Origin of the sequence: Maribacter arcticus, from assembly GCF_900167935.1 — a bacterium.
GTDB classification, from domain to species: Bacteria; Bacteroidota; Bacteroidia; order Flavobacteriales; family Flavobacteriaceae; genus Maribacter; species Maribacter arcticus.
On sequence record NZ_FUYL01000006.1, the window covers coordinates 272,303 to 296,504 of the forward strand.

Sequence of the window (24,202 nt, forward strand, 5' to 3'; positions counted from 1 at the left end):
CATTGACGAATAATGAACTACACCACCAACAGCTGTCGGAGTTTTCTATCTTGGACAAATCGTCTTTGGAAGTCGAATTTCATATATAAAATAAATACGGCTCCAATAAATCGATAGCTTAAAAGCTATAAAATTGATTGAAGCCGTTAAAATGAGTTAGTGTTATTCTTGAAGCACCAAAAAAGGTATTTCCGTATGATAACTTATTTCCTCTACGATTGGTTTGAACAATATCCGTTCAAAAAAGTTATGATTTTCTGCGACCATGGCGATCATATCAATATCCCTGCTCTCCGCAAAGCACTGAACGGCGGCTGCCAATTTTGTGTTTGTCAGCGTATGGAAGCTATGCTCAAAACCTTTAAGGGAATCGCTCAAAAACTTTTTGTTCTTCTTCTGTTCTGCGCTTAATTTCTCCTCCTTTTTTGAAATATATAACATGCGCAATGTAGCATCGTTCAAGGTTGCCAATTCCTTCAATGTGTCCAACATTGTTGCGGTGTATGCAAAGGTAAAATCGGTAGTGAAAGCAATTTCCCTTGCTTTTTCATATTTAGCGTTTTCGGGTACGGCCAGTAGAGGACATTTTACTTTATTGATTACATCTCCTGTATTGCTGCCCAAAGCTATTTTTTTTAATCCTGAAGCACCTTTTGTACCCATAATAATCAGGTCTATTTTTTTGTTCTCCACTACGCTGCGAACAGCATTTACAAAGTTGGCGTATTTCGCAATGGTTACAAATTCATGTTTTATGTTCAGCGCAAGTTTTTCTATCCGTTTCAATAGTTCTTGCAAATCCTCTTCACTTTCTTTCATCATGTTCTTGCCCAGTTTTTCTTGATTAGAACGAACAGAACTCCCCGCACCTGTATATGAAGGTATTTTATTAACAGTGAACAAATAAAAAGTGCATTTGGTTTTTCTGAACATAGATAGTCCATACTGTATGGCGTTCCATGAATTTTCAGAAAAATCGGTAGGCATAAGAATGTGTTTCATAACCATTTTATATTTAGCGTGTTAATGTTCAAAAATATGTTGTAAAAAAAAAGTTGCACATGATATCTATCAGGTGTAAATGCATTTTGGGAAAAATCAGTAGGTAATAGAATGTGCTTCATAGTAGTTCTATTGAGATTATTACATACCAAACTATACATTCTTAAGTCAAGAATCTTTTGTCATTTCCGGCAACACCAATAAAGGAACTTTGGTCTCAAAACCTACTTTTTTTATGACTGAATTTTCGGTAAGCCTCTCCAAAAAAGGATGTTTGTAATGTAATAAAGCAACCATATCCGCTTGTTTTTCTTCCACAAATTTTTGTATGGACTCTGTAATGACTCCGTCAAGGATGCCGTTATAAAAGTTATAGTCCAACCCTGTGAAAAAATCCTTTAAAATCTTTTTATTGTTTATTTGCTCGTCCGTCAAAGGAATATCTTTGGTAAGGTGGAAAATTCTTATGTTGGGTTTCCATAGTTTCGCCAACTCTATCAGACCATAAAGCTCTCGTTTGGAAAAAGGGCGGGTAAAGTCGGTAGGGAACATTATTTTTTTTAGCCCTTGGAATGTATAGCTCCCAGGTACTGCTAGCACAGGGCACTTATTGATGGCCATTATAACCTTGACCGTATTGCTCCCCAGAAAAACCTTTTTCGCTCCAGTTGCCCCTTTTGTTCCCATTACGACAAGGTCTATATCTTTCTCCGTGATTACTTCTTTAATTGCACCAAAAGGTGTATCGGGCTTTGAAATGGCATTAAAAGTACGGTTGAGATCTGCATGGTTCTTTCTTAAATCATCTACCAATTCTTGTAATGCGCTTTCTGAGTTTTCTTCAGCCAAGTCGTAAAGGGCTCCTAGCTTACTGGTGCTTCGATGTCCTGTTTTGACTATTCCGCCTTTTAAATTGGGTGAACTCAAGTTATAAGCGTTCAAAATGTGAAAACTGCAACGTGTTTCTTTATACATATTCAAGGCACAATGAATGGCATTCAAAGCATTGTCCGAGAAATCAGTTGGTAATAGAATATGTTTCATGAACTTATATTTTAATAATTTTATTTTGCCGTATCTCGTATTACCAAGAAGGGAATCTCTACTTGGAATCCGATTTCATCTACATTCTGTTGTAAAAGCAATCTTTCCATAAATGAATGTTTCGGGTTCATCATTGCCAGTAGGTCAATGCTATTGTCTCGCACATAATTGTGTATGGCATCTGGCATATATTCAGTTCGTGTCTCCATAAACATTGGTGCTACTTCTTCCAGACATTCCCTTAGAAACTCTTTATTTTCTTCTTGCCTGATATCTAGCTCGCTTTCTTCCAAAACATACAGCACGGTAATTTGGGCTTTTTGAGCCTTTGCTATTTCGATTATCGGTCTGAGTTCCTTAGGCTTATACAAGGTTAGATAGTTAGAAGGGAAAAGTATTTTTTGTACCCCGTTAAACTTATAATTCTCCGGAATGACCAAAACAGGCACTTTCGATTTGCGTATCACATAAACGGTGTTGGTTCCCATAAAGATTTTTTTGGCTCCCGTAGCCCCTTGGGTTCCCATTACCACCATATCTATACCTTCCCTTTCAGCAACTTCGTTGATTTCGTCAGAAAGTTGATTGAAGGCCGATAACTTTTTGAAGTGGTGCAGTGGATTTTTGAATTTTTTCTTTACCTCAGAAAATGTTTTGTCCAATGCGGCCAAATGAGTATCTACTCCCGAATCAGGAATAGTCGTAAATGCAGGAACTCCCAAGACATAATCCATACGATGATATACAGGGGTATAGGTATGTAATAAGTAGAAAGTACACTTCTCCTCTTTAAAGAATTCCATGGCATAGGAAATAGCATTCCAGGCATTTTTGGAAAAGTCGGTCGGTAATAAGATTCGTTTCATCAGATTTAATTTTATTGTTCTTTATGCTTGTTTTTTGTGATTTCTGGTTACCTCGGCATGTTCTGCAAAACCAAAAACGGTATCTTGGTTTTCAAGCCAATTTTATCAACCGTAGATTGAAAGAGAATCCTTTCCAAAGGAGACTGCCGAGAGTTTACCATAACCAATAGCTGTATGTCAGATTCTTTTACATGCCTATTAATCGTGCCTATCATAAAATCACTTGGTATTTGTTTAAACACTAGTTTCGCCTTTGACAAATATCTTTTTAGAAACAGTTTGTTATCCTCTTGTCGTACCGATAATTTTTCGGACCTAGACATATGTAGAAAATGAACGGTTGATTTGTACGAACTGGCAAGGTCATTCAGTAATCCCAATTCCCTTTTTGAATAGGGGACTTGATAATCTGTTGGGAATAGCATATTTCTAGGGATGCTAAAATCATAATTTTCGGGTATGGCCAAAACCGGACATTTCGCATACTTGAATACTTGAAGCGTATGGCTACCAAAAGTTACCTCTTTGTCATTTGATTGTCCTTTGGTACCCATGATAACAACATCGATATTTTTCTCAACCACAAATTCATTGACCGCATCTACTAACGGCCGAAACACCGATTTAATATGATATTCATGGTTCGGAAATGGAGATTTCTTTTTGACATGGTCCAATACGTCTTGTAATGATTTATCGGTCAACGCGCCCAGTTTTTCCTTAAAAATATTGAATTGGGTTCTTGAAAGTCCTGAATCAAAATTATATACCTCATCTGCATACGCGTGCATAAAATACATAGTACATTCTTCTTGCTTAAAAAGCTTAACGGCATACTCAATCGCGTTCATTGCGTTCTCGGAAAAATCGGTAGGCACCAATATATTTTTCATCGTGATTTTAGTTTTTAAAATCAAATCCAAATATATCGGCTACAAAGATGGTAGCCAATGACATTTATCATTAGGAGAAAGGGACATATTCTGTTGTTAAGATATTACTGGTGTATGACCAAAAATGGTGTCTTGGAGTGAAAACTTACTTGCTCAGTAGTGGAACCGAACAAAATCTGTTGTAAAAAATTCAGATTCTTGGCTACCATCACAATCATATCTGCATTCCAACTTTGTACAAAACAATCTATGGCGGGGGCAACTTTTTTATTGGTTATGATATGAAAACTATGGGAATTCGGAAAATGCTCATCCAAATAACCTTTTAGATATGCCTTGTTATTTTTTTGTAACCCGGTGAGTGCTGCGCTCCTGCGTTGGGCAACGTTCATTACCCTTAGATGGGCATTATCAACTTTTAATACTTTTGAAATCGTTTCTAATACAGCGGCGGAATAAGATAAATTAAAATCTGTTGCGAAAACAATTTCCATTGGAATATTGACTCTTGCTTTCTCAGGAACGACCAGATTGTTGCAGCGTACTTTTGTAATTACTTCACCGGTATTGCTGCCAATGATCAATTTTTTAATTCCGCTGGCACCTTTGGTGCCCATAACAATCAGGTCTATTTGCTTTTCAGTGACTAATTTGCGAATGGAGTCAATGAGATTGCCGTTTTCATGTAGTATCGAAAAACGATGTTTTTTTGAGGAAGGCAACTTTTGCGCTCTTCGTAAAAAAAAATCGAGCCGCTCTATAGAGGGTATGTGCGATTCAGAATCGTGTCTTTTAAGGGATAACCCAATTGAAGCAGCCTTGACTTGTCCGTTATTTATTTGACTTACGTGCAGTAAATAAAAATTGCATGTAGATCCCTTGAAAAAGGATATTGCATATTCTAGCGCATTCCATGAGTTCTCCGAAAAATCCGTCGGTACCAATACATTCTCCATAGTTTCAATACTCTATAATCAGCACCAAATTGACAATGAACGGAAAATGAACATATCTAAAAGAGTCATTTTATAGTCAACTTGGTTAATTCACAAAGCTATCTGTATATGGTGCAGCGTAAAATGATATAAATCATATATGCAAAGTAAAAAGCCGAGTATTTTTATCCACCGCTTAATCTACAAATTTGAGCGCCTGAAGATCTACTATTCTAATATTTCTTCCTTCTATGACTATAAGCCCCTCTTTTTTAAAGCCTGAAAGGGTTCTTATGAAACTTTCAGGGGCAATGCCCGTAACACTTGCCAGATCATTGCGCGATACCTTGATAGGGTCACCAGGTTTCTTGTTGATGATTTCCGCGAATTGTAGCAAGGTCAGCGCGGTTTTCTTACGCACTGAGCTATAGGCCATTTGCAATAGTTGCTCTTTGATTTCGGTGATATCTTCGGTTAAAAGTCGTATCAGTTCCAACGAAATGGCATGATTTTCTTCCAGTACGGCTTTCAGTTTTTCTTTGGAAATACCTGCTAGTTCAACATCTTCTATCGCTGTTGCCGATTCTTCGTAAGGCACGTTATCCAAAAACGAGGTAAACCCCAAAAAATCATCCGTAGGATGCAGAGAGGTAATCAATTCTTTTCCGTTCTCATCAATCTTATGACACTTGACAATCCCTTTTAGAATTAAGTATAATTTACTAGAACGCCTACCTTCTCGGTAGATATTTTCTTCTTCTTTAAAGTTTTCAATTTCGCCATAATCATCAAAAAAGTTCTTTAATTCATTCAGGGTGCGTATTTGCTGCTCGGAAGATTTGCGATTTTTTAAGATGCTCTCCGGCTTCCTTCCCAATAGTTCGGCCTTGGCCAACCTACTTTCAACAGCACTTATCAAATCTTGTTCATCAAAGGGTTTGGTCAAATAGTCGTCGGCTCCCATGTCCATCCCTCTCCGTATCTCTTTTTGCTCCGTCTTTGCCGATAAAAATATGAAAGGTATATTTCTGGTGCTTTCGTCGGAAGCTAGCTCTTGTAACACTCCATAGCCATCCAACTCGGGCATCATGATATCACATACGATGATATCTGGTGGATATGCCAAGGCCATGGTTGTGCCATGCCTGCCATTGGCCGCCGTTTGTACCTTATAATTTGCAAATTCCAATAGCTCGGCGGTATTCTCCCGTAGCACCGTATCATCTTCGATTAAAAGTATTTTCTTCATTTTTTAAGGTTCTTTGGTCTGTGGTATTTGCAGGTTAAAAGTAGTTCCTTGATTCTCAATACTGGTGAAAGTAACTAACCCCCCTAAGTTTTCCAGATGCTGCTTTGCGATACTCAGGCCAATACCGGTACCTTGGTTTAAGAGGGCATTTTTTGCCCTGTAATAGCGATTAAAGATAAACTTTTGCTCTTTTTCGGGAATACCGATTCCCTGATCGATAACTTCAATGGTAATTCTATCTTTTTGATGGGTTACCTGTATTGTGATTTCAGTATTTTCTGGGGAATATTTTATAGCATTGTTCATTAAGTTCGATAAGGCCAGTTCTAAGATTTTCTCATCAAATTCTACTAGTACATCATCAATATCTTTTGGGTATCGTATGTTCTGGCCCGATTTAAGCAACATATTGGCATCATAGACCACTTCATTGATCAGTTTGCTCAACGGAAATTGTGTAAACTTATAGCTGACTTTACCTGATTCGAGACGCTCTACCGATAAAAAATCGGTTAGTATATTATCCAAATACTTTACCTTGCTTTTAATTGTGCTAAGGTGCTTATTCAACTTCTCTTGGTGTTCCGCATTGGGGTATTTTGCAATTAAGGAGGTAGAGGTGAGAATACCGCTCAAAGGAGTTTTAAACTCGTGCGACACCAACGACAAAAATTTGGTTTTCAATTCATTAAGTTCTATCTCTTTTCTGAGGGATTCTTTGGTTTTCTTTTCGGCAAGCTTTCGTTTTTTAGCTTCTTCTTTGAGTTGGTTTACCGTATTGTTGAGCTCTTTGGTTCGTTTTACAACGATTTTCTCCAACGCTGCAGTGTAGTCTTTTCGGTCCGTGATATCTAAAATCATGGCTAAGAATACTTGTTTGTTCCCAAAATGGGATAGCTGCAAATGTACTTCTACGGGATAGGTGGTGCCATCTTTGCGTTGATGTAAAGTTTCAAATCCAATTTTTTCTTTGTTTCCCTTTAATAGAGGTAGTAAGGCTTTTCTGAACTGCACTTCGGTATATTGGGGCTTAAGATCAACAGGGGTAAGTTCTATGAGCTCTTCGAGTGTGTAGCCAATATTTTTTTGTGCCCCTTTGTTCATATTGATAAACTTCAATGAATCGGCATCAAAAACAAAAATTTCATTTAAAGACTCATTAAAGATCCTTCCCCAATGACTGCGTTCCTGCTCTGTATTGACTCTTTCGGTAACATCATTTTGAATACCAATAAAATGGGTTACTAGTCCATTCTTCTCAATAGGTGTTATATACAGATCGTTCCAAAATAGGGTGCCATCCTTCTTGTAATTCCTAATGGTGGCTTGACAATTTTTTCCCTTTTTTATGGCATTACGAATATCATTGATGCTGGTTTTGTCTGTATCAGTGCCCTGTAAAAACCGACAGTTCTTACCTAAAATTTCCTCTTCGGTATATCCTGTTAGCGACTGAAAAGCTTTATTGTAGTATATGATAGGGTTATCCTCTTGAAGGGCATCGGTTATGATAATACCATTGTTGGCAGATTGTAATGCCTCTCGCTGAAGCAAGTGGCTTTGTTCAATTTCCTTTCTGTTGGTAATGTCCATAACCAAGGCCATCACGTAGGTCTCTCCATATATCTCGAACGGATTTAGACCTACTTGAAGGTGGAATTCTTCTCCATTTTTGCGTACTCCAAACAAATCATTTCCCTCGCCCATAGGGCGTTTTTCACGATTTTCTAAAAATACCTTTACATGGGTTTTATGGTCTACATGGTACTTCTGGGGGATTAAAATGTGGAGTGGCTTACCGACCAGCTCGCCCTGTTCATACCCAAAGATTTCATGGGCGGCGTTATTGCTGCCAACGATGATTCGTTTGTCGTTGACAACGATGATCCCTTCGGAAACGGCTTCTGAAAGTAGCTTGAAAATATTACTGTTCTCTTGAAAAATATTCATATTCTAAAGTTAAACTTTATAACTGACTTTTATCATGTCAGATGTTTTGGCAGAGCTCTAATTTCGCTGTAAATCGAAAATATAGTAAAATGACACTTTTTCAAAAAACGGGTAATGAACTCTACCAAAATTTAGGCAAATTGTTTTACGCGGTTGCTTTAGCGGATAAGAATGTGCGCCCCATTGAAGTAGAGAAACTTAAGGAAACCGTAAAGCAGCAATGGCTGTCCGTTGATGCCATTGAAGATGAATTCGGTTCTGATGCCGCTTACCAGATAGAGATAGTCTTTGACTGGCTAAAGGAAGAAGAGAAGGAAAGCGAGCTATATTTTGAGGAATTCAAAGACTTCTTCAAGGAACATAATGGCCGGTTTAACAAAAAGATAAAAGTCCTTATCTGGAAAATTGCCAATGCTATTGCGTCTTCGTTTTCTGGAAAGAACAAATCAGAGTTGATACTGTTGTCAAAGATAAAGGCATTGCTGCAGTAGTGCCATCCCTATTTATTGGCGCGAATAAACGTTAATCAATAGTAATTGACTTTGAAGCCTTCCCTAGGCAATTTCGTGTAGGCATATTTTAAAAAGTATTAATTAAAGAACAAGCTCTCCAGCGGCGAGGGCATCGTTCAAATTTGCCTTTACAATCGGAAAACTATTGAAAAATTTACGCCCGTCTGCCCGCTTTAGAGTCACTACTACAACTCCTTTGCGATTCTCGCCAATTTTGGAAACAACTACCTCTTTGCCAGAAATGTTGTTCATATTAACTATTCCACCTCTTTTAATAATAATATTTCTTCTTGGAAATTGAATGTGCATATACTCCTGCGTAGACGGTTTGTTGATTGTCAGCATTGTGCCAACCTTCACGTCATTTTCAATTCCTGTTTTTTGTTGTTGCGCTTCTAGATTTAAACTAAATAATGCGAAAACAACAATTAGAATTACGTTTTTCATCATCAAATTATTTAATTGTTAATAGTATTTCAGAGTTCTTATGGCATTGTCAAGTCAGTAAACAAGAATACTTCCCATTTAATTGCTAAAAGTAGATGGTACAATTGTTATGGGATATGATAATAATCAGTTCAGCACTATCTTCTGAATGTTAGATTTGGTATTTAAAACTATGGTTTAAGAAGCCTTGAATTGCTTTATATTACAACTAACTAAATTATACTGATGATTACGTTAGTACCTGAGATTCAAATACTGGTTATCAATCAAACAACAATTATTTAGAATGTTCGATTACGTATTGCTTGCAACAAAGTTGGACCCAATTGTTGGGCTCATCTCTGTATTGGCCATTCTAGCCATTGCAATAGGCCTCTTTCTTAAAAAGATAAGACAACCATATATCATAGGATATATAGTAGTAGGAGCCATATTGGGGGAGCATGGACTCGGTTTTATCAAAAATGCCGAGACCATTCATCATTTAGGGGAAATAGGAATAATTCTCCTGTTGTTTTTTATTGGTATGGAGATTAGCCTGCCAGAGTTGATAAAACAATGGAAAATTGCCGCTGTGGGCACGCTCATGCAAGTGGGAATAAGTGTAGGTATTATTTTGACAATAGGATATTTTTTTAATTGGAGAATGGAAAGGTCGATTTTGATAGGCTTTGTGATTGCCTTAAGTAGCTCTGCCGTTATCATAAAATTACTGCAGGATAAAAACCGCATAGATACGCGAATCGGAAAAAATGTGTTGAGCATTCTTTTGATGCAGGATATTATAATTGTGCCCTTATTAATCATTACATCGTTCTTGGGCGGAACATCTGAACCGTTCGGAAATATTGTTTTAATGATTATTGGGGGCATACTCATTATGGCCACCCTCATTTATATCTACGTAAAAAGAGCCATATCGTTTCCATTTGCCAAGCGCATTGAACATGGACTTGCAACAAAAAAGTGGACAATTAGATAAGAGTCATGCTGCTACTTTTTGATTGTACATTTCTATTTCAAATTCTTTTATAGTTTTATACCCTAAAGAAGAGTGCATTCTTCTTCTGTTGTACCAAGTTTCTATCCATTGAAAGACAGATAGTTCGGCTTCCGATCTAAGGCTATAGCTATGTTTGTAGACCCATTCTACCTTTAAGCTCTTAAAAAATGATTCTGCCACCGCATTATCCCAACAATTACCTTTTCTGCTCATACTTTGTTTTATAAGGCCGTTGTGATTTTTCAGCATATCGGTAAATCCATGACTGGCATATTGAGATCCCCTATCGGAATGAAATATGAGTTCTTTTGTTATATCGTTTGATTTAACGGCCATATTCCACGCAGGTATTATTGTATCGTCCGTACTTAAGGTTTCGCCCATCGACCACCCCACGACCTTTCTATGGAACAGATCTATGATTACCGTTAAATACATCCATCCCTGTTTAGTCTCTATATAGGTAATGTCGGACACCCAGACTTGGTTCTTTCTAAAGACCGTAAAGTTCTGGTTCAAAATATTGCGGGCCACTGGATAGTTGTGTTCGCTGTCCGTTGTAATCTTGAACCTGCGCTTTCTTCTGGCAAACAGATTATTGGACCTCATTATCCTGGCTACCCTAGGTCTAGAAACATTATATCCCTTTTTTGAGAGCTCCTCTTTGATCCTTGGTGCCCCATAACTCCCAAAACTATCTTTGAAAATATCATGGATGACCGAGGATATGGTTTGGTTTTTCGACCATCTTTTGGATGGCTCCCTACCCAACCAATCATAATAGCTACTTTTACTTAACTTGAACATTTTGCACATCTTCTGAAGCTGGAAATTTAAATTTGTGGTGTTTTATGAACCTATATTTTTCCTGTCGCCCTAGGAGAAGATGGCTATCGCCTTTTTTAGGATATCGCGTTCCAGTTCGGCATCCCTTAATCTTTTCTTCAACTCGGCAATCTCACGTTGCTCGTCCGTCAGTTTTGGATTTCCCTTGCCGGGAAAACTGTTCCTGCCATAAGTATCCGATTCTCTGCGCCAGCGGCTCAATACGGATGTAGGTATATCCAATTCCCTGCATATTTCCACAACGCTACCACGTGCATAGCTAAGTTCCACAGCTTTTTCTTTAAACTCAACGGTGTAATTTCTTTTTTCTCTTGACATTTTTTAAAGTTAATTTAAACAGCTAACACGCTCTTAACTTTATGTCCAGTTAAATATAGTAAGTCCAAATCACCAAGACGAACCTTTTATAGACTACTAGAAAAACATAAATTGAATAAAGATTTTTATAAGAATTTAAAATCTTGACTCTAATCTTGGGCTTCACACCCCTAGTTAAAACGGCAATGTCTAAGAAACCTTAACTCTTTACAAAACCTGCGTTCTGTAAAGAGTTTCATTATTTTAATCGTTATGAATAAAGGGAAATTTCTCGGTAGCCAAGTTGATAATAAAATATATATCTCAATAAGTACATGTTGGATACAAAGTCAATAAGAGCTTTCTGCGGGTTAAGTATTAAAGAAATTAAGTTGTTTTCTTGTTATTATTAGGTAATAAATGGGGTATGAAGCCCAACGGTGCGAAAACGTACGCTAAGGTATCTAACTCATTGTAAACAGGCTACTTATGGTATTTAAAATCGGCAAATTTAAACGGTTCTCTTTGCCGTAAACAGTCATTACCCATATAAAACGAACGTCTTTTGGGACATTACGGACACATCAATGCTGAAACGTACGCTAAGGAATTATGTTTAACGTTTTGTTAAGAGTCTGTAATGGGCGCAGTTTCCCTTTCAAGAATTTTTCTTCTATTTCAAAAGAATAATTTATAATGGTGTTTTGCAGAAAGGGAATACGTAATAAAACAAAGAAGGGTTTTTTCCGTTATTGTTGTTTCAAAGACTAATAATCAAATCTTATAAATGTTATGAAACTTACAAATTTTTTCTTTACAATTTTAACTGTTGCTGTGGCGACAACCTTTGTCGCTTGCAGCAATGATGATGACGATATCATGGCTCAAGTAAGTGTCAACGGGACCGTATTGTTTGATGATAGTGATGACTTCAATGGGGAGGTGGACGGTGACTTTACAGGAAATGGCGGAAGTGCAGCTAGAACGTTCGTTTGGTTGAACAATTTGACCACTGCGGACTACAATGCCGATATCACGGCCACTGCCGAGGGTGCCTTCAGTATCTTGGTATTGGATGCAGATGGAAATACCGTATTGAACAGGGCGCTGGATGGTGCCACAGAACCGGATTCTTTTTCTGGGGTGACCGATGCTGGGACTTCTGGGGTATGGTCGGTCACGATAACCCTTGGTTCCTTCAATGGGGACGGAAGCTTCTCGTTAAGCGAGGGGAACTAAAATCCAAGAGTATGATAGCATATTAAAAAAGCCCCAAAGAGGGGCTTTTTTTTATTCGTAATTGAACAACTCTTGAAATGGGCCCAGTGACCACATAGCTGCGAAATAGGACAAGCGTTGAAATATTCCTTATGATTTTCGCTTATTGACTTTGGAAATCATATGGTCTTGAAGACCTTATTAGTTGCGAATTAGAGGCGCTCCCAAAATGCACAAGAGGTCAAGCGACCAGTCCCAATCTCTGATCCATGTCCAGTTCAAATCTACCATACGGGTTGACGTGGGCATAAATAAGCGGGGTAAGGGCACGGTAATCTTCTTTTGTCAATCTACCGAACCAATTTTCCGATGTTACGATCTGCTGTATCATCAAGGTATTTATATATACTAGGGATATTTGTACTAGGTGGAGCGCCAGCACCGAAAGTTCTTGATCCTCTAATCTGTTGCTGGACACCTCTCCTCCCTTACCAAAGAATATGAACGAATTAGCGGAATTCCAGTTTTCAACAACATTGAGCCCTTCCTGTATCTCCTGCCTCAATCGTTTATCCTGGAGATACTTGCAAAGAAAAATTGTTTTGATGACCTTTCCCAGTTCTGACAAGGCTTTATAGGTCGGGTGGGCCGCATTGTTCCTGGTGAACCTTTTTAATATCGATTCAGGGTCGGCAGTACCTTGTTTTAGCGCCGAAGTATATTTAACCATTTCATCGTATTGTTGATGGAGTAGCCCCCATTTGATAGGTCTGGTAAGGATAGGGGTCAGATTCTGTAATTCGTTGATCATGCCAACATCGGGAAGATAAAGTTTTTGACTGGCAATATTTTTTAACCTGGGCATTAGATCGAATCCAAGGAGGTGACAAAACGCAAATGCGACTTCGCTCTGGCCATGGGTATCAACATATTGTTTTTGGATCGACATATCGGTGCAATGACGTAGGACCCCCTCGATCATATTGGCTACTTCAGAGGATGAACATCGTTTCAATTGTGAGTAGATACAAGTTGACTTTTTATCTACATGCCAATATATCATTACTCCACGGCCTCCATACCGAATATGCCATTCGGTCATCAGGTTCTGGTCCCATGAACCGAACTTTTTAGAATCCGAGGCGCATGCGGTCGTTCCTTCTCCCCATAGATCGGTATTTCTTACCCTGAATATTGCGTTGGCCGTTTCCCTAATGGCATTTCGCATTGCTTGTTTGTGTACATAGAACTTTCGGATATGCAGCAACTCTTTATATGTCACCCGATCATTCCCGGAGCTTATTCTCTTCAGCCCCGTGTTGGTACCCAATCCGTACAAAGTCAACAATAATCTTTTCCGAAGTTCATTTTTGTCCAATCTTTCGGAAGTACGCTGTGTCTTGAAACAACTTGAGAAATTGACTTTTAGATCCGTTTCTTTCAGGATATCCAATAAAGAGGTCATTGGCCACATGGATTGTACCTGCCCTTTCAATTTGTTGATATTTATAGGTTCCGATTGACGCTCCAAAGGGGACAGAATGATATTCTTTTTTGAGGTGTGTCTAAATTTCACATGTTTATTGGATGGGATCGTTCGGTTGAGTGAATCCAGGGCTTCATGTAATTTTAATTTCAATTCTTCGGAAAATGCTTTTGCGTTTTCCGTAATCCCTAACTGACCATAATAGAATTCACGGTTCAGATGAAAATCAGGTGGAACATCTTCATCCGGGTTTCTGTATTTATCCGCTCCAGCTACCCATATTTCCTTGCAACGTAATTTGTCCCTTAGAACTTCGAGAACGGCAATTTCATAGTCGATCTTATTGATTCTTTCCGTTCCATCATTATCCGGTTCGACTATAATATCATACCATTTCGGTTTTATTATATCTTCTATCGGAACGGACCCTATAAGGTCGAAACGTTTTCTTTTTGCGTTACCACCGTTAGATTTTATCAGATCAAGGGCCTCGAGGATGGGCCTATGTGGGGTATGAAGCCCATCGGTGCGAAAACGTACGGTAAGGATGTAGAAACATATATTCTTCGGCTCAGCAAAATACTCAAAACAAGCTTTTTGAATGTTGGTCTTATACCAAAAATGGAACAAAATCAGGATTTGAGGTATGAATGTTAAAAGGAACTTTTAAATTTAAAGATTATGCCTTTGGACAATTTGAGTTTTGTTCAAGTCATATAATTCCCGCTTTTTATACGTTTATTGACCTTGGAGATTGTGTGTCTTGAACATCCCAATAAGTTTTGGATGTAACTATAACTTTTACCGTCTTTTAACAGTCCTTCGATTTTAGTTTGCAGTTCGATATTCTCAGGTCGTCCTTTATATTTCCCAAGTTTCTTGGCTTTTTGTACTCCCTGAGCTTGCCTACGTCTTCTATCGGTAAAATCTTTACGTGCAATTGCAGCGAGCATATCGAGCATCATCGCATTAAAAGCTGATAACATCCTCTGGGTAAATTCATCTGAAGTATCAAGAAGTTTATGGCTTGTTGGAAGATCGATTGAAACGATTCTGATACTTTTCCCAGAGATTATAAATTTTAATGTTTCCCAATCCTTAGCATTCAATCTACTGATCCTATCTATTTGTTCAACTAAAAGAATATCTTCTGGCTGCAAAAAACGGTCAAAGTGAACCACTGAAAACGGATTTTTTTGAACCACTTAAAAAATCGTTTCAGACTATGCTATAAAAGGGTTTGCAATAAATATTGCTATGCTCACTTTAATCCGGCGGGGGTGGTATACTTTGTCCGTCCTTTCCAGGTTACTCCTTATATGAGAATACGATCTATAATTTTTTTAATATTAATTTCTTAAAAAACACTTGCATTGACGGCCCCGCATGAACCTGCAATGCCAACACTCCAGAAGATGCCGATTTCTCCGTTTCATTATCTACAACATCAATAGTCAATTGACCATTGATATAATGTTGTAAATGACTCCCTTTTACTACAATCTTATAGTTATTCCATTCATCTTGATTTATGACTTTCTGAACCTCTTCGTTGGATATAAATCGTTCTACTGTTTTCTCTCCATCTTTCGAGACAACTACCTTTTCGCCACGCTGTGCAATAATCCCTCTTCCTTTTTCTTCATACAAAATTCCAGAATATTGAATGCCTGCTTCCATATCTGCTTGGTAGCCACCAATAATAAATTTATCTTCATCTATAACTCTCGCTCTATACTGAACACCGCTATTTCCTCCAATAATTTTATATTTAAATGTCAACTCAAAATCTGACACGGTCATATCATGAATTAAAAAAGTATTTTGCTCAATAACCAGTTCATCAGTTGTTTCTCCTTTAATACACCCATTCTCTACAGACCAAACTCGGCTATCTCCTCTCCAACGACTAAGATCTTTGCCATTGAATAATTTCTCCGCTTTACTTACATTTTGACCTACTACATTGCAACTAATAATAATTGCCACGAGTAACGTATAAATTACTTTGCTGTTCATTTTACTGTTTATTTTTTCATTTTGTTTTTGTTTCCACCTGAAAGCATATAAGCAATCAAGTCTGTAATTTCTTGTTCATTCAATCTATTAGCCAAACCAGCTGGCATCGGCGAAACTTTAGATAATTCAACACTTTCTAATCTATCCTTTCTAACTTTTGTGGTAACGCCAGCAGCAAAAGCACTAATACTTACTTCAATATTTTCATCATCTTCATCAACTTCAATTCCTGTAATCACAGAACCGTTTTTCATATGATAATTTGAATATTGATATCTGTCCCCAATCGTTCCAGATGGATTAATGATGGCTTCCCCAATTGCTCCAACTGTAAATCTTGAACCAATTGTAGTTAATTCGGGTCCTGTACTACCTCCTTCTCCATTCATACTATGACATGAAATACATAACGAAGCTTTAAACATATTTTTACCATTTTCAAAATTGGCATTTTCAAAATTCTTTTCATAAGCAGACATTAGTAACTCCACAGTCCAATCGATACCAGGACCTTGTGGTTGTTTTACATCCTTCATATAATCTGGTCTACGAGCTGCTGCTATTTCAGTTAATTCAGAAAGGTAATCTTGCTCTTTCTCAGGAACATTTTCCAAAGCCGTTTTTTGAATCGCTCTAATAAAATTTAAATACTGTTTACCTCCAGCTTTTTGAAGCGCATCTCCAAACCATTTAAAATAACGCTCTCTTGTAGAAGTTGACCAACCCTTTTGTAGATAACTCAAACTCATTGCGTAACTAATATTACGTTGATTTGGCATATTTGCCAACATATTCTCAACATCTTTCCCATACTGTTCACTTCTATTGGAAATATCACCAGATAGGTAAATCTCTTTCATACCTTCAGTAGAAGTATTCGTCTCCATTTCATGTAATGTCAACTCAACAATTTCTTCTACTTGTAAAAAACTTAGAATCTTACACAATTCCATATTCACCGCCTCAGAACTTGCCAAATAGGCTGGCAAAAATATCTCCTTAATTTTACCTTGCAAGTCGTTTGGCAAGCTTCCTTCCATTCTCAACAAAAGCAAATCGATTCCTCTTATAAAATCTAATTTTTTAGATTCTTCTAAACTTTGCCAATCCATTTCTACTAAAGCATTCAACGCTTCAATACGAGTAGCATCATCACCATGACGTGCAATTGCCAATGACAATCCAACGGTTGCTTCTGCAGAATTATCATTCTTTATTTCATCCTTCCAATGTTTATAATCTAAATGCTCTAAAGCCACTCTCGCTGAAAATCGAATAGCACGATCATCATGATCTAAATTCTTTACAATAAATGAAACTTTATCTGCTGATGGAGCAACATGTAATGCTTCTAATTCTTGTCTTAACCTTCGTTGTTTTTTCCCCTTTGACCGTTCCTTCAACTCTAATGCTTCAGATGGCAAATCACCTTCATAAGTAACGCGGTACAATGCAGATTCTAATCGTCTCCCACCTGTTAAGAAGTAAAAAGCACCATCATCACCCACTACGCCATTGGTAATCGGTAAAGGAACACCAGAAATAAACTCTGTCACCTCTGCGTCAAACGAACTACCATTAGGTGTTAGTTTTGCATGATACATGGTTCCATAACTCCAATCAGATAAATACAATCCTTTTTGATAGTATGCCGGGAACTTTAATCCTCTTCCATCTAAAAGACCTGTTGGTGAGCCTTGCCCTAAATTGGCAATACCAGAAAGGTTGTCTGGATAAAAATCCTTAAATTTCCCTGTTCCTGTTCTCCATCCAAAATCTGCACCGCTCGTCATATGGTTTAAACGTATTGGTCTGTACCACGGCATTCCTAAATCATACTCCATATCAGAATCAAAACCAAACAGTTCATTATCACGATTAAAGGCAATATCAAATGTATTTCTAGTTCCAACTGTTACTAACGTCCAGTTTTTGCCTTCAAAATCTGTTTGGGCTACCCAACCACCTGGGGCCTTTCTTGAATTTGCATGCCCACTTGGATCTTTAATTACTGGTAATAAATTATCTTCATCCCATACTTCAGGTACTCGACCATGAACATCGCTAGGAATATCTGTGTGATTTCCAAAAACCATAAACATAGACTGACCATCTGGTGCCAATACAATATTATGTGGTCCGTGTTCACCATTCCCGTTTACAGTCTTTAATGTTTTAACACTATCTAACTCACCATCTCCATTAGAATCAATGATTTTATACAATCCACTTTGAATCTTATCATCATTTGAATTTACCAAGGCAAATAGTTCGTTATTATGATATAATAACCCTTGAGCCAGACCAACATTGACATCTAATTTCTGCACTTCAAGGACATCTTTTTCTCCAGATTTTGTAAGTCTTGATTTATAAATACTTCCGTATTGATCGGATGCATAGAAATTTCCTTTATCATCTTTTGCAATACTCACCCAAGAGCCTTGTTCATTATCGGTAGGTTCATACAATTTAGAAATAACAAAACCTCTTGGCAGTGTAATATCATCAATTGTGACCTTTTCAATAATTGGTGTTTCATTGTCTGAATCTTGATTGCAAGAATAAAACAGAACACTAATAATACTTAATAGTAAAAGTGTAATTCTTTTCATGTGTTTATCTTTATTATTTTTCAAAGTTCATACATGGACTTCGCTCAGCACAGGCATGCTGTTATCTATTATGCATTAAATCACCTCGCTTATTAAATTTAATGGAGGCGTTGAATCTTCGATTTCCCTTAAGTGATCCCATAAAACCATAATCATTCCTTGCTTGGTCATCGGAAAGAATCATTGCAATATTAGTTTTTTTAATAACAGTACCTAGGGCTTTGGTTATATTTGGTCTCGTAACTCTTATCAAAACATGAAGATGCTGTCAAACATAGGACAACAATACCTAAGCAGATCTTTGCATAAGCAATGAACCTATTTAACAAAGTCACTAAATGTTTTTTAAACAGCATCAACTTTGAGTTTTTATTAGATAATTTGTACTTATGTTTTTTTTGGATTAAATGTTGATTTTACATTTTATAGCTCAAAACTTTGCGGGGCAATCCCAGTATTCATATTCTTCATAAAGTAAGACATTCACATTTCATTAGGTGGTGGACTAACGGAGGTCCACCCTCCATCTACCACTATCGTCTGCCCAGTAATCTGACTTGAGCTATCAGATAATAGAAAGAGAATAGTATTCGATATATCTTTGGTTGTTGATACGATTCCAGTTGGAGTTATATCTTCCCAAGTTGCCTTGTAGCCTTCATCAGATTGTGTGCGTTCTGTTAAGGTAGCTCCTGGGGCAACAGCATTTACTGTTATTTTATGAGGTGCCAACTCCACACTTAAACTTTTAGCAAGCATTTCAAGAGCAGCTTTTGTCATGCCATATGCGGCAAGTTTGGGATGCGCTTGATGACCCGTTACGGAAGACATGAAAATTACTCGACCCCCTGTTTTTTGTTTGATGAATTGTTTGGTTGCTGCTTGTGCTAGAAAAAAGGAACCTTGTAAATTCACCGAAGTTAAGGTTTGAAAGTCTTCCGGTTTGTAATCGATAAAGTTGCCGAAAGTGGTTATACCTGCGTTGGCTACTACAAAATCTAATTTACCATATTCCCTAACCGCTTTTTGAACCATTTTTTGAATGGTTCCTAGATCTCCAGAATTTCCTAAAACAGCATTGCATTTTCCACCTTGATTTCTGATAATGGTAGTTGCTTTTTCAAGCGCTGCCGAATCAATATCATTAATTATAACGGAAGCTCCTGAACTACAAAGTTGCTTGACGATTTCAAAGCCGATACCAATGGCTGCGCCTGTTACTATGGCAACTTTATCATCAAAAGAATACTGTATCATATTACAAGTTGTTGCGTTTCTAATTAATGTGAATCTCTATTTACTTCACTTCCTGATTTTCCCTTTAAAAAATCTAAATCTACGCCCTGGTGCGCCTGTTCTACATGTTCAATATACATTTTTGCATAGCCTCTATTGTATCCTAAATCAGGTGCTTTCCAGCTTTTTTTGCGTTCGGCCAGAACTTCATCAGAAACATGTAAGGTTAGTTTTCTATTCGCCACATCCAACTCAATAATATCACCTGTTTCTACGAGTCCGAAAGTACCGCCAACGGCAGATTCGGGAGAAACGTGCAGTATCACGGTTCCAAAAGCCGTACCACTCATTCTTCCGTCTGAAATACGAACCATATCCGTAATTCCTTTATCCAACATCATTTTCGGTAGTCCGATATTCCCAACTTCTGGCATTCCTGGGTAACCTTTTGGCCCTGCATTTTTTAAGACCAAAACTGAGTTTTCATCCAAGTCCAAATCTGGCAAATCAACTTTCGCTTTATAATCTTCAATATCTTCAAATACAAAAGCCCTGCCTTTGTGTTGCATTAATGCCGGTGTAGCCGCAGAAGGTTTTAGTATAGCGCCGTCAGGGCATAAATTACCTCTGACAACAGCAATGCCAGAATCATCTTTAAATGGGTTTTCTAAAGAACCAATGACGTTGGTGTCATAGCACGTTATATCATCGGTATTTTCTCCAATCGATTTACCGTTTGCAGTTAAGGCATTTGTATGTAAGTGAGCTTTCAATTCTTTAATCAAAGCTGGTAATCCACCTGCATAATAAAAGTCTTCCATCATAAATTTACCAGAAGGAAGCAAATTCGCCAAGAGCGGAATCTTTTCAGAAAATTTATCAAAATCTTCCAAATCTAATTTCACACCAATTCTTCCGGCAATGGCCAAAAGGTGTACCACAAAATTTGTTGATCCGCCGATTGCCGCATTCACCATGATAGCATTCTCAAAAGCCTCACGGGTAAGAATTTTTGATAACGTTAAATCTTCTTTGACCATGTCAACAATACGACGACCGCTTATATGCGCTAATACCTTACGACGCGAATCTGAAGCTGGAATAGCTGCATTGTGGGGTAGGGTAACCCCCAAAGCTTCTACCATACAAGCCATAGTTGATGCGGTGCCCATAACAGCACAATGTCCATCACTTCGGCACATATTTGCTTCAGCTTCAACAAATTCTTTTTGACTGAGTTCTCCTCTTCGGTTGGCATCACTAAATTTCCAAACGTCTGTTGTGCCAATATCTCTTCCTTTGTGTTTACCGTTGAGCATAGGTCCGCCAGAAATGAAGATTGTAGGTAAATCGACACTGCAAGCACCCATTAAAATAGAGGGAGTTGTTTTATCACAACCACCCAATAGTACGATGCCATCTAAAGGGTTTCCGCGAATACTTTCTTCGGCATCCATACTAGCAAGATTTCGATACAGCATTGTTGTTGGCTTCATTAAAGTTTCACCCAATGACATTACCGGAAACTCTAACGGAAACCCGCCAGCTTCCCAGACACCTCTTTTTACATGCTCTGCTAGTTCTCTAAAGTGCCCATTGCAAGGTGTTAATTCTGACCAGGTGTTACAAATGCCAATAACTGGTTTTCCTTCAAATTCATCAGCAGGATAGCCTTGATTCTTCATCCAAGCTCTATAGATGAATCCATCTTTTCCTGTTTTTCCAAACCAATTTTGGCTTCTCATTTTCTTTTTGTCATCCATGGTATCTTGATTGTATTTGTCCTACGGTATTCGTTTCTATTTTAAAAAGCCTTCCTGCTAAAGGGTTTTCTAATCGTTCTTTTTCTGATAATGCTACTTTTGAAGTAGTAATAATAAGTGTTTTTAAATCGGCACCTCCAAAACAACAACTTGTTGGGTGTGATACCGGCATTAGAATCTCCTCAATTTTGTTTCCCTTTTTATCAAAATGCACTAGTTTGCTACCTCCCCAAAGGGCAATCCAAAATCCACCTTCACTATCTATAGTCATGCCATCGGGGAATTCCGCATTCGCAAATTTGATGTGTGTTCTTTTGTTTGAAATATTCCCCGATTCTATTTCGTAATCATAAGCAAAAACTGCATTGCGATTGGTGTCAATCATAAAAAAGGTATCTTTTTCAGGATTCCATCCCATACCATTAGTAATATGGATGTTTTCTTCTAATACATTCCAGGAATGGTCTGTATTCAAGCGAAAGAGCTTTCCTTTATTATCTGCGCCATTCCATTCCATCGTACCGCCAAAAACGCGGCCTTCCGGATCTACGGCACCATCATTAAAGCGCACTTCTGAATTATGTTGTTCGGGAGAAGGTTCAATCAAGTTGAAAAGCTGTGATTTTTCATTGTAAAATCCAAACCCATCTCTAACACCCATTACCAAACCTTCTTGATTTGCACGTAACGCTAAAAACCCAAGTGGTTGGCCTATGGAAAACTCTTCCATAGTACTACTCGATAAATCACCTTTAAAATAAATTCCCTGTAGCAAATCAACCCAATATATTTTTTGAGAAATAGGATCCCAAACTGGGCCTTCACCATGTTCTGCGGAACTATTAAATAGGGGTGCTACTTGCATTAAGTAAACTTGAGTTGTTAATAAGAATATCTCAACTAAAAATACAAATGTAAAACTGACCTAAAAAATGATATTCATGAAATTACTAAAAATGCTAACAAATGTGAGACTTCTAGCAAAGGCTTGAGGGTAAATACACTCCCATTTATTCCGAATAAATGAATGAAGCGTGAATTAATCTTATAGTCTTCTGGATGAGCCGGTCGAAGTATACCAGGTGCGCCGGATTAAAGTGAGCATAGCAATAATTATTGTAAACCCTTTTATAGCATAGCATAGTCTGAAATGATTTTTTAAGTGGCTCAAAAAATTCCGTTTTCAGTGGTTCACTTTGACCGTTTTTTGCATCAGGTACGGTTTCTTGGAAAAAAAGAAAGATTGCCAAAATTCTGGAGGAACTCAAAGAAGGTGACAATTTAATCGTTAGTGAACTGTCTAGGATAGGACGTAGTATGCTGGAAATCATGCAAGTGTTGTCGATTTCCATGGAAAAAGGCATCCATGTACATGCGGTAAAGGGCAATTGGCAACTTAACGATTCCATTCAAAGTAAAATCATGGCAATGGTTTTTTCAATGGCCGCCGAAATCGAACGTGACCTGATCTCCAAAAGAACCAAGGAGGCCTTAAAAGCAAAAAAGGCACAAGGCATCAAATTGGGCAGGCCAAAAGGAACGGGGAAAAGCAAACTGGATAAATTTCGACCAGAGATAGAGGCTTTGCTCTATAATGGCTCCGCCCAGAAATTTATCGCCAAGCGTTATGGTATTAGCGAAGCGAACCTTTCTCTTTGGATCAAAAAGCACAATTTGAAAAAGAGTAAATCATGAACAAGGGATTTTTCCTTCACCCGAAAACGTAAAATTGGAGTTCGCATTGCTGGCGTACTTTACCTTTTCCACGCAATGGGAAAACAACCCCCACTGTCAAATTTAACTAATTAATACTTGGTTTAAAATAGTTTCACATAACTGATGTGTTTTCCAAATATCTTCAATTGATTCAGGATTAAACGTTCTTTCTTGCACAATATTTATCCAATTTTCAATCATATTCACAAACCCTCGTTTATGAAGAGTAGATTCCCAATTATTAAATTTCAACGTATTTTCTTCTTCTTTTGTGAAATGCGTTCCAGAATTTAAATCCTTAATCACCCATTTATTCCCCTTTGTATAATATTCGATCCTTTCTTCAGTAATACCACTAACTCTATTCATTCCCCCAAGGAGAAGTGTTTCCCCTTGTTGCCACTGGACTTGAACATTTTCTAATTTTTCATTTTTGACCCTAGAAACAACATTTATATTCTGAATTGACCCCTTTCCTAGGAAACGAAGACTATCAATTACATGTATAAAATCATCAAAAATAAAAACTCTTGGATTGCCAACTAAGTCAACTCTATTTTTTTGCCATGATATTTGAATAGGATTTGATTCTCCTGATAATGATTTAATTAGGGGAGCAAACCTTCTATTAAATCCTAGAAATATGGGCAATCTATTTTTTGAGGCTAGATCTAATATTCTTTCGGAGTCTTCCAGCGAATAGCTTAAAGGCTTATCCACAAAAACAGGAATTTTTGCTTTTAACAATTTTAATAAAATGTGGACATGGCTTTCAGTTGAACTATGAACCATTGCTGCATCTGGTTTTGTGAGTATTAGTTCATCTAAATTCGAATAAGTTGTAGCTATTCTGAATTGATTTGAAAATTTATTTAAAGTATGAGTATTTCTAGTACAAAGAATCGGGTCTATTTTAGAATGATTTGCTAAAATTGGTAAATAGGCTTTTTGAGCAATACTCCCTAATCCTATTAATGCGATTCTTATTTTTGATTTATTTGACATATAACGAATCTAATAAATTTACCGTTAGTATCTAAGTACTTCCGATTTGTTGCAAACGGTAATATAGTTAATTGCCAAAAGTTAGTTCTTAGAGAGTTTA

General features: G+C 37.5%; 19 protein-coding genes and 2 pseudogenes. 4 read left to right on the forward strand and 17 right to left on the reverse strand.

What is annotated here, in order from left to right:
- Positions 1 to 162: 162 nt before the first annotated feature.
- The 7 genes from B5X55_RS11425 to B5X55_RS11455 form a co-directional block, all read right to left on the reverse strand.
- Entirely contained in the window at positions 163 to 1,002 is an 840-nt protein-coding gene (locus B5X55_RS11425) for a universal stress protein (protein ID WP_079512789.1), read from the reverse strand.
- 168 nt (positions 1,003 to 1,170) lie between these two features.
- A complete protein-coding gene (locus B5X55_RS11430) occupies positions 1,171 to 2,046 on the reverse strand; it encodes a universal stress protein (protein WP_079512754.1) in 876 nt (291 codons plus the stop codon).
- Between the two features lie 20 nt (positions 2,047 to 2,066).
- Positions 2,067 to 2,912: a universal stress protein gene (locus B5X55_RS11435; protein WP_079512755.1), complete on the reverse strand. Its 846-nt coding sequence runs from the start codon at positions 2,910 to 2,912 to the stop codon at positions 2,067 to 2,069.
- 47 nt (positions 2,913 to 2,959) lie between these two features.
- Positions 2,960 to 3,805 carry a universal stress protein gene (locus B5X55_RS11440; protein ID WP_079512756.1) on the reverse strand — a complete coding sequence of 282 codons (846 nt, stop codon included), beginning with the start codon at positions 3,803 to 3,805 and terminating at the stop codon, positions 2,960 to 2,962.
- A 104-nt stretch (positions 3,806 to 3,909) separates the two neighbouring features.
- Positions 3,910 to 4,761 (reverse strand): universal stress protein, encoded by an 852-nt coding sequence (locus tag B5X55_RS11445; protein ID WP_079512757.1) that lies wholly within the window; start codon positions 4,759 to 4,761, stop codon positions 3,910 to 3,912.
- Between the two features lie 175 nt (positions 4,762 to 4,936).
- Positions 4,937 to 5,989, reverse strand: coding sequence for a response regulator (locus tag B5X55_RS11450; RefSeq protein WP_079512758.1), 1,053 nt, complete (start codon positions 5,987 to 5,989; stop codon positions 4,937 to 4,939).
- 3 nt (positions 5,990 to 5,992) lie between these two features.
- On the reverse strand, positions 5,993 to 7,939 hold the full coding sequence (locus tag B5X55_RS11455) for a sensor histidine kinase (RefSeq protein WP_079512759.1): 1,947 nt from the start codon (positions 7,937 to 7,939) through the stop codon (positions 5,993 to 5,995).
- 89 nt (positions 7,940 to 8,028) lie between these two features.
- On the opposite strand from B5X55_RS11455, the gene B5X55_RS11460 reads away from it, so the two are divergent.
- Entirely contained in the window at positions 8,029 to 8,430 is a 402-nt protein-coding gene (locus B5X55_RS11460) for a hypothetical protein (protein ID WP_079512790.1), read from the forward strand.
- 102 nt (positions 8,431 to 8,532) lie between these two features.
- Here the strand turns inward: B5X55_RS11460 and B5X55_RS11465 are convergent, their stop codons facing one another.
- Positions 8,533 to 8,898 (reverse strand): hypothetical protein, encoded by a 366-nt coding sequence (locus B5X55_RS11465; RefSeq protein WP_079512760.1) that lies wholly within the window; start codon positions 8,896 to 8,898, stop codon positions 8,533 to 8,535.
- Positions 8,899 to 9,184: 286 nt separating this feature from the next.
- Here B5X55_RS11465 and B5X55_RS11470 point away from each other — a divergent pair, with 286 nt between their 5' ends.
- Positions 9,185 to 9,880 carry a cation:proton antiporter domain-containing protein gene (locus tag B5X55_RS11470; protein ID WP_079512761.1) on the forward strand — a complete coding sequence of 232 codons (696 nt, stop codon included), beginning with the start codon at positions 9,185 to 9,187 and terminating at the stop codon, positions 9,878 to 9,880.
- A gap of 3 nt (positions 9,881 to 9,883) precedes the next feature.
- Here the strand turns inward: B5X55_RS11470 and B5X55_RS11475 are convergent.
- A pseudogene (locus B5X55_RS11475) lies at positions 9,884 to 11,065 on the reverse strand (IS3 family transposase).
- Positions 11,066 to 11,836: 771 nt separating this feature from the next.
- Between B5X55_RS11475 and B5X55_RS11480 the strand changes: the two are divergent.
- Positions 11,837 to 12,283, forward strand: coding sequence for a hypothetical protein (locus tag B5X55_RS11480; RefSeq protein ID WP_079512762.1), 447 nt, complete (start codon positions 11,837 to 11,839; stop codon positions 12,281 to 12,283).
- A 220-nt stretch (positions 12,284 to 12,503) separates the two neighbouring features.
- Here B5X55_RS11480 and B5X55_RS11485 read toward each other — a convergent pair whose 3' ends face one another.
- From B5X55_RS11485 to B5X55_RS11515, 7 genes are all read right to left on the reverse strand, one after another.
- Positions 12,504 to 14,378 carry a Tn3 family transposase gene (locus B5X55_RS11485; RefSeq protein ID WP_079512763.1) on the reverse strand — a complete coding sequence of 625 codons (1,875 nt, stop codon included), beginning with the start codon at positions 14,376 to 14,378 and terminating at the stop codon, positions 12,504 to 12,506.
- Positions 14,379 to 14,455: 77 nt separating this feature from the next.
- Positions 14,456 to 14,953, reverse strand: coding sequence for a recombinase family protein (locus B5X55_RS11490; protein WP_079512764.1), 498 nt, complete (start codon positions 14,951 to 14,953; stop codon positions 14,456 to 14,458).
- Between the two features lie 127 nt (positions 14,954 to 15,080).
- Positions 15,081 to 15,767 carry a 3-keto-disaccharide hydrolase gene (locus B5X55_RS11495; protein WP_079512765.1) on the reverse strand — a complete coding sequence of 229 codons (687 nt, stop codon included), beginning with the start codon at positions 15,765 to 15,767 and terminating at the stop codon, positions 15,081 to 15,083.
- 8 nt (positions 15,768 to 15,775) lie between these two features.
- Positions 15,776 to 18,382, reverse strand: coding sequence for a c-type cytochrome (locus tag B5X55_RS11500; protein ID WP_079512766.1), 2,607 nt, complete (start codon positions 18,380 to 18,382; stop codon positions 15,776 to 15,778).
- A gap of 483 nt (positions 18,383 to 18,865) precedes the next feature.
- Positions 18,866 to 19,639 carry an SDR family NAD(P)-dependent oxidoreductase gene (locus tag B5X55_RS11505; protein ID WP_079512767.1) on the reverse strand — a complete coding sequence of 258 codons (774 nt, stop codon included), beginning with the start codon at positions 19,637 to 19,639 and terminating at the stop codon, positions 18,866 to 18,868.
- 23 nt (positions 19,640 to 19,662) lie between these two features.
- Positions 19,663 to 21,381, reverse strand: a complete 1,719-nt coding sequence (locus B5X55_RS11510; protein WP_079512768.1) for an IlvD/Edd family dehydratase — start codon at positions 21,379 to 21,381, stop codon at positions 19,663 to 19,665.
- Complete coding sequence (locus B5X55_RS11515) at positions 21,374 to 22,246, reverse strand: SMP-30/gluconolactonase/LRE family protein (protein ID WP_079512769.1); 873 nt, start codon at positions 22,244 to 22,246, stop codon at positions 21,374 to 21,376. Before B5X55_RS11515 ends, B5X55_RS11510 begins: the two co-directional genes overlap by 8 nt.
- Positions 22,247 to 22,602: 356 nt before the next feature.
- Here B5X55_RS11515 and B5X55_RS11520 point away from each other — a divergent pair.
- Positions 22,603 to 23,076, forward strand: a pseudogene (locus B5X55_RS11520) (recombinase family protein); the annotation flags it as partial.
- 102 nt (positions 23,077 to 23,178) lie between these two features.
- On the opposite strand, the gene B5X55_RS11525 reads toward B5X55_RS11520, so the two are convergent.
- Positions 23,179 to 24,102, reverse strand: a complete 924-nt coding sequence (locus B5X55_RS11525) for a Gfo/Idh/MocA family protein (protein WP_079512771.1) — start codon at positions 24,100 to 24,102, stop codon at positions 23,179 to 23,181.
- Positions 24,103 to 24,202: the final 100 nt, after the last annotated feature.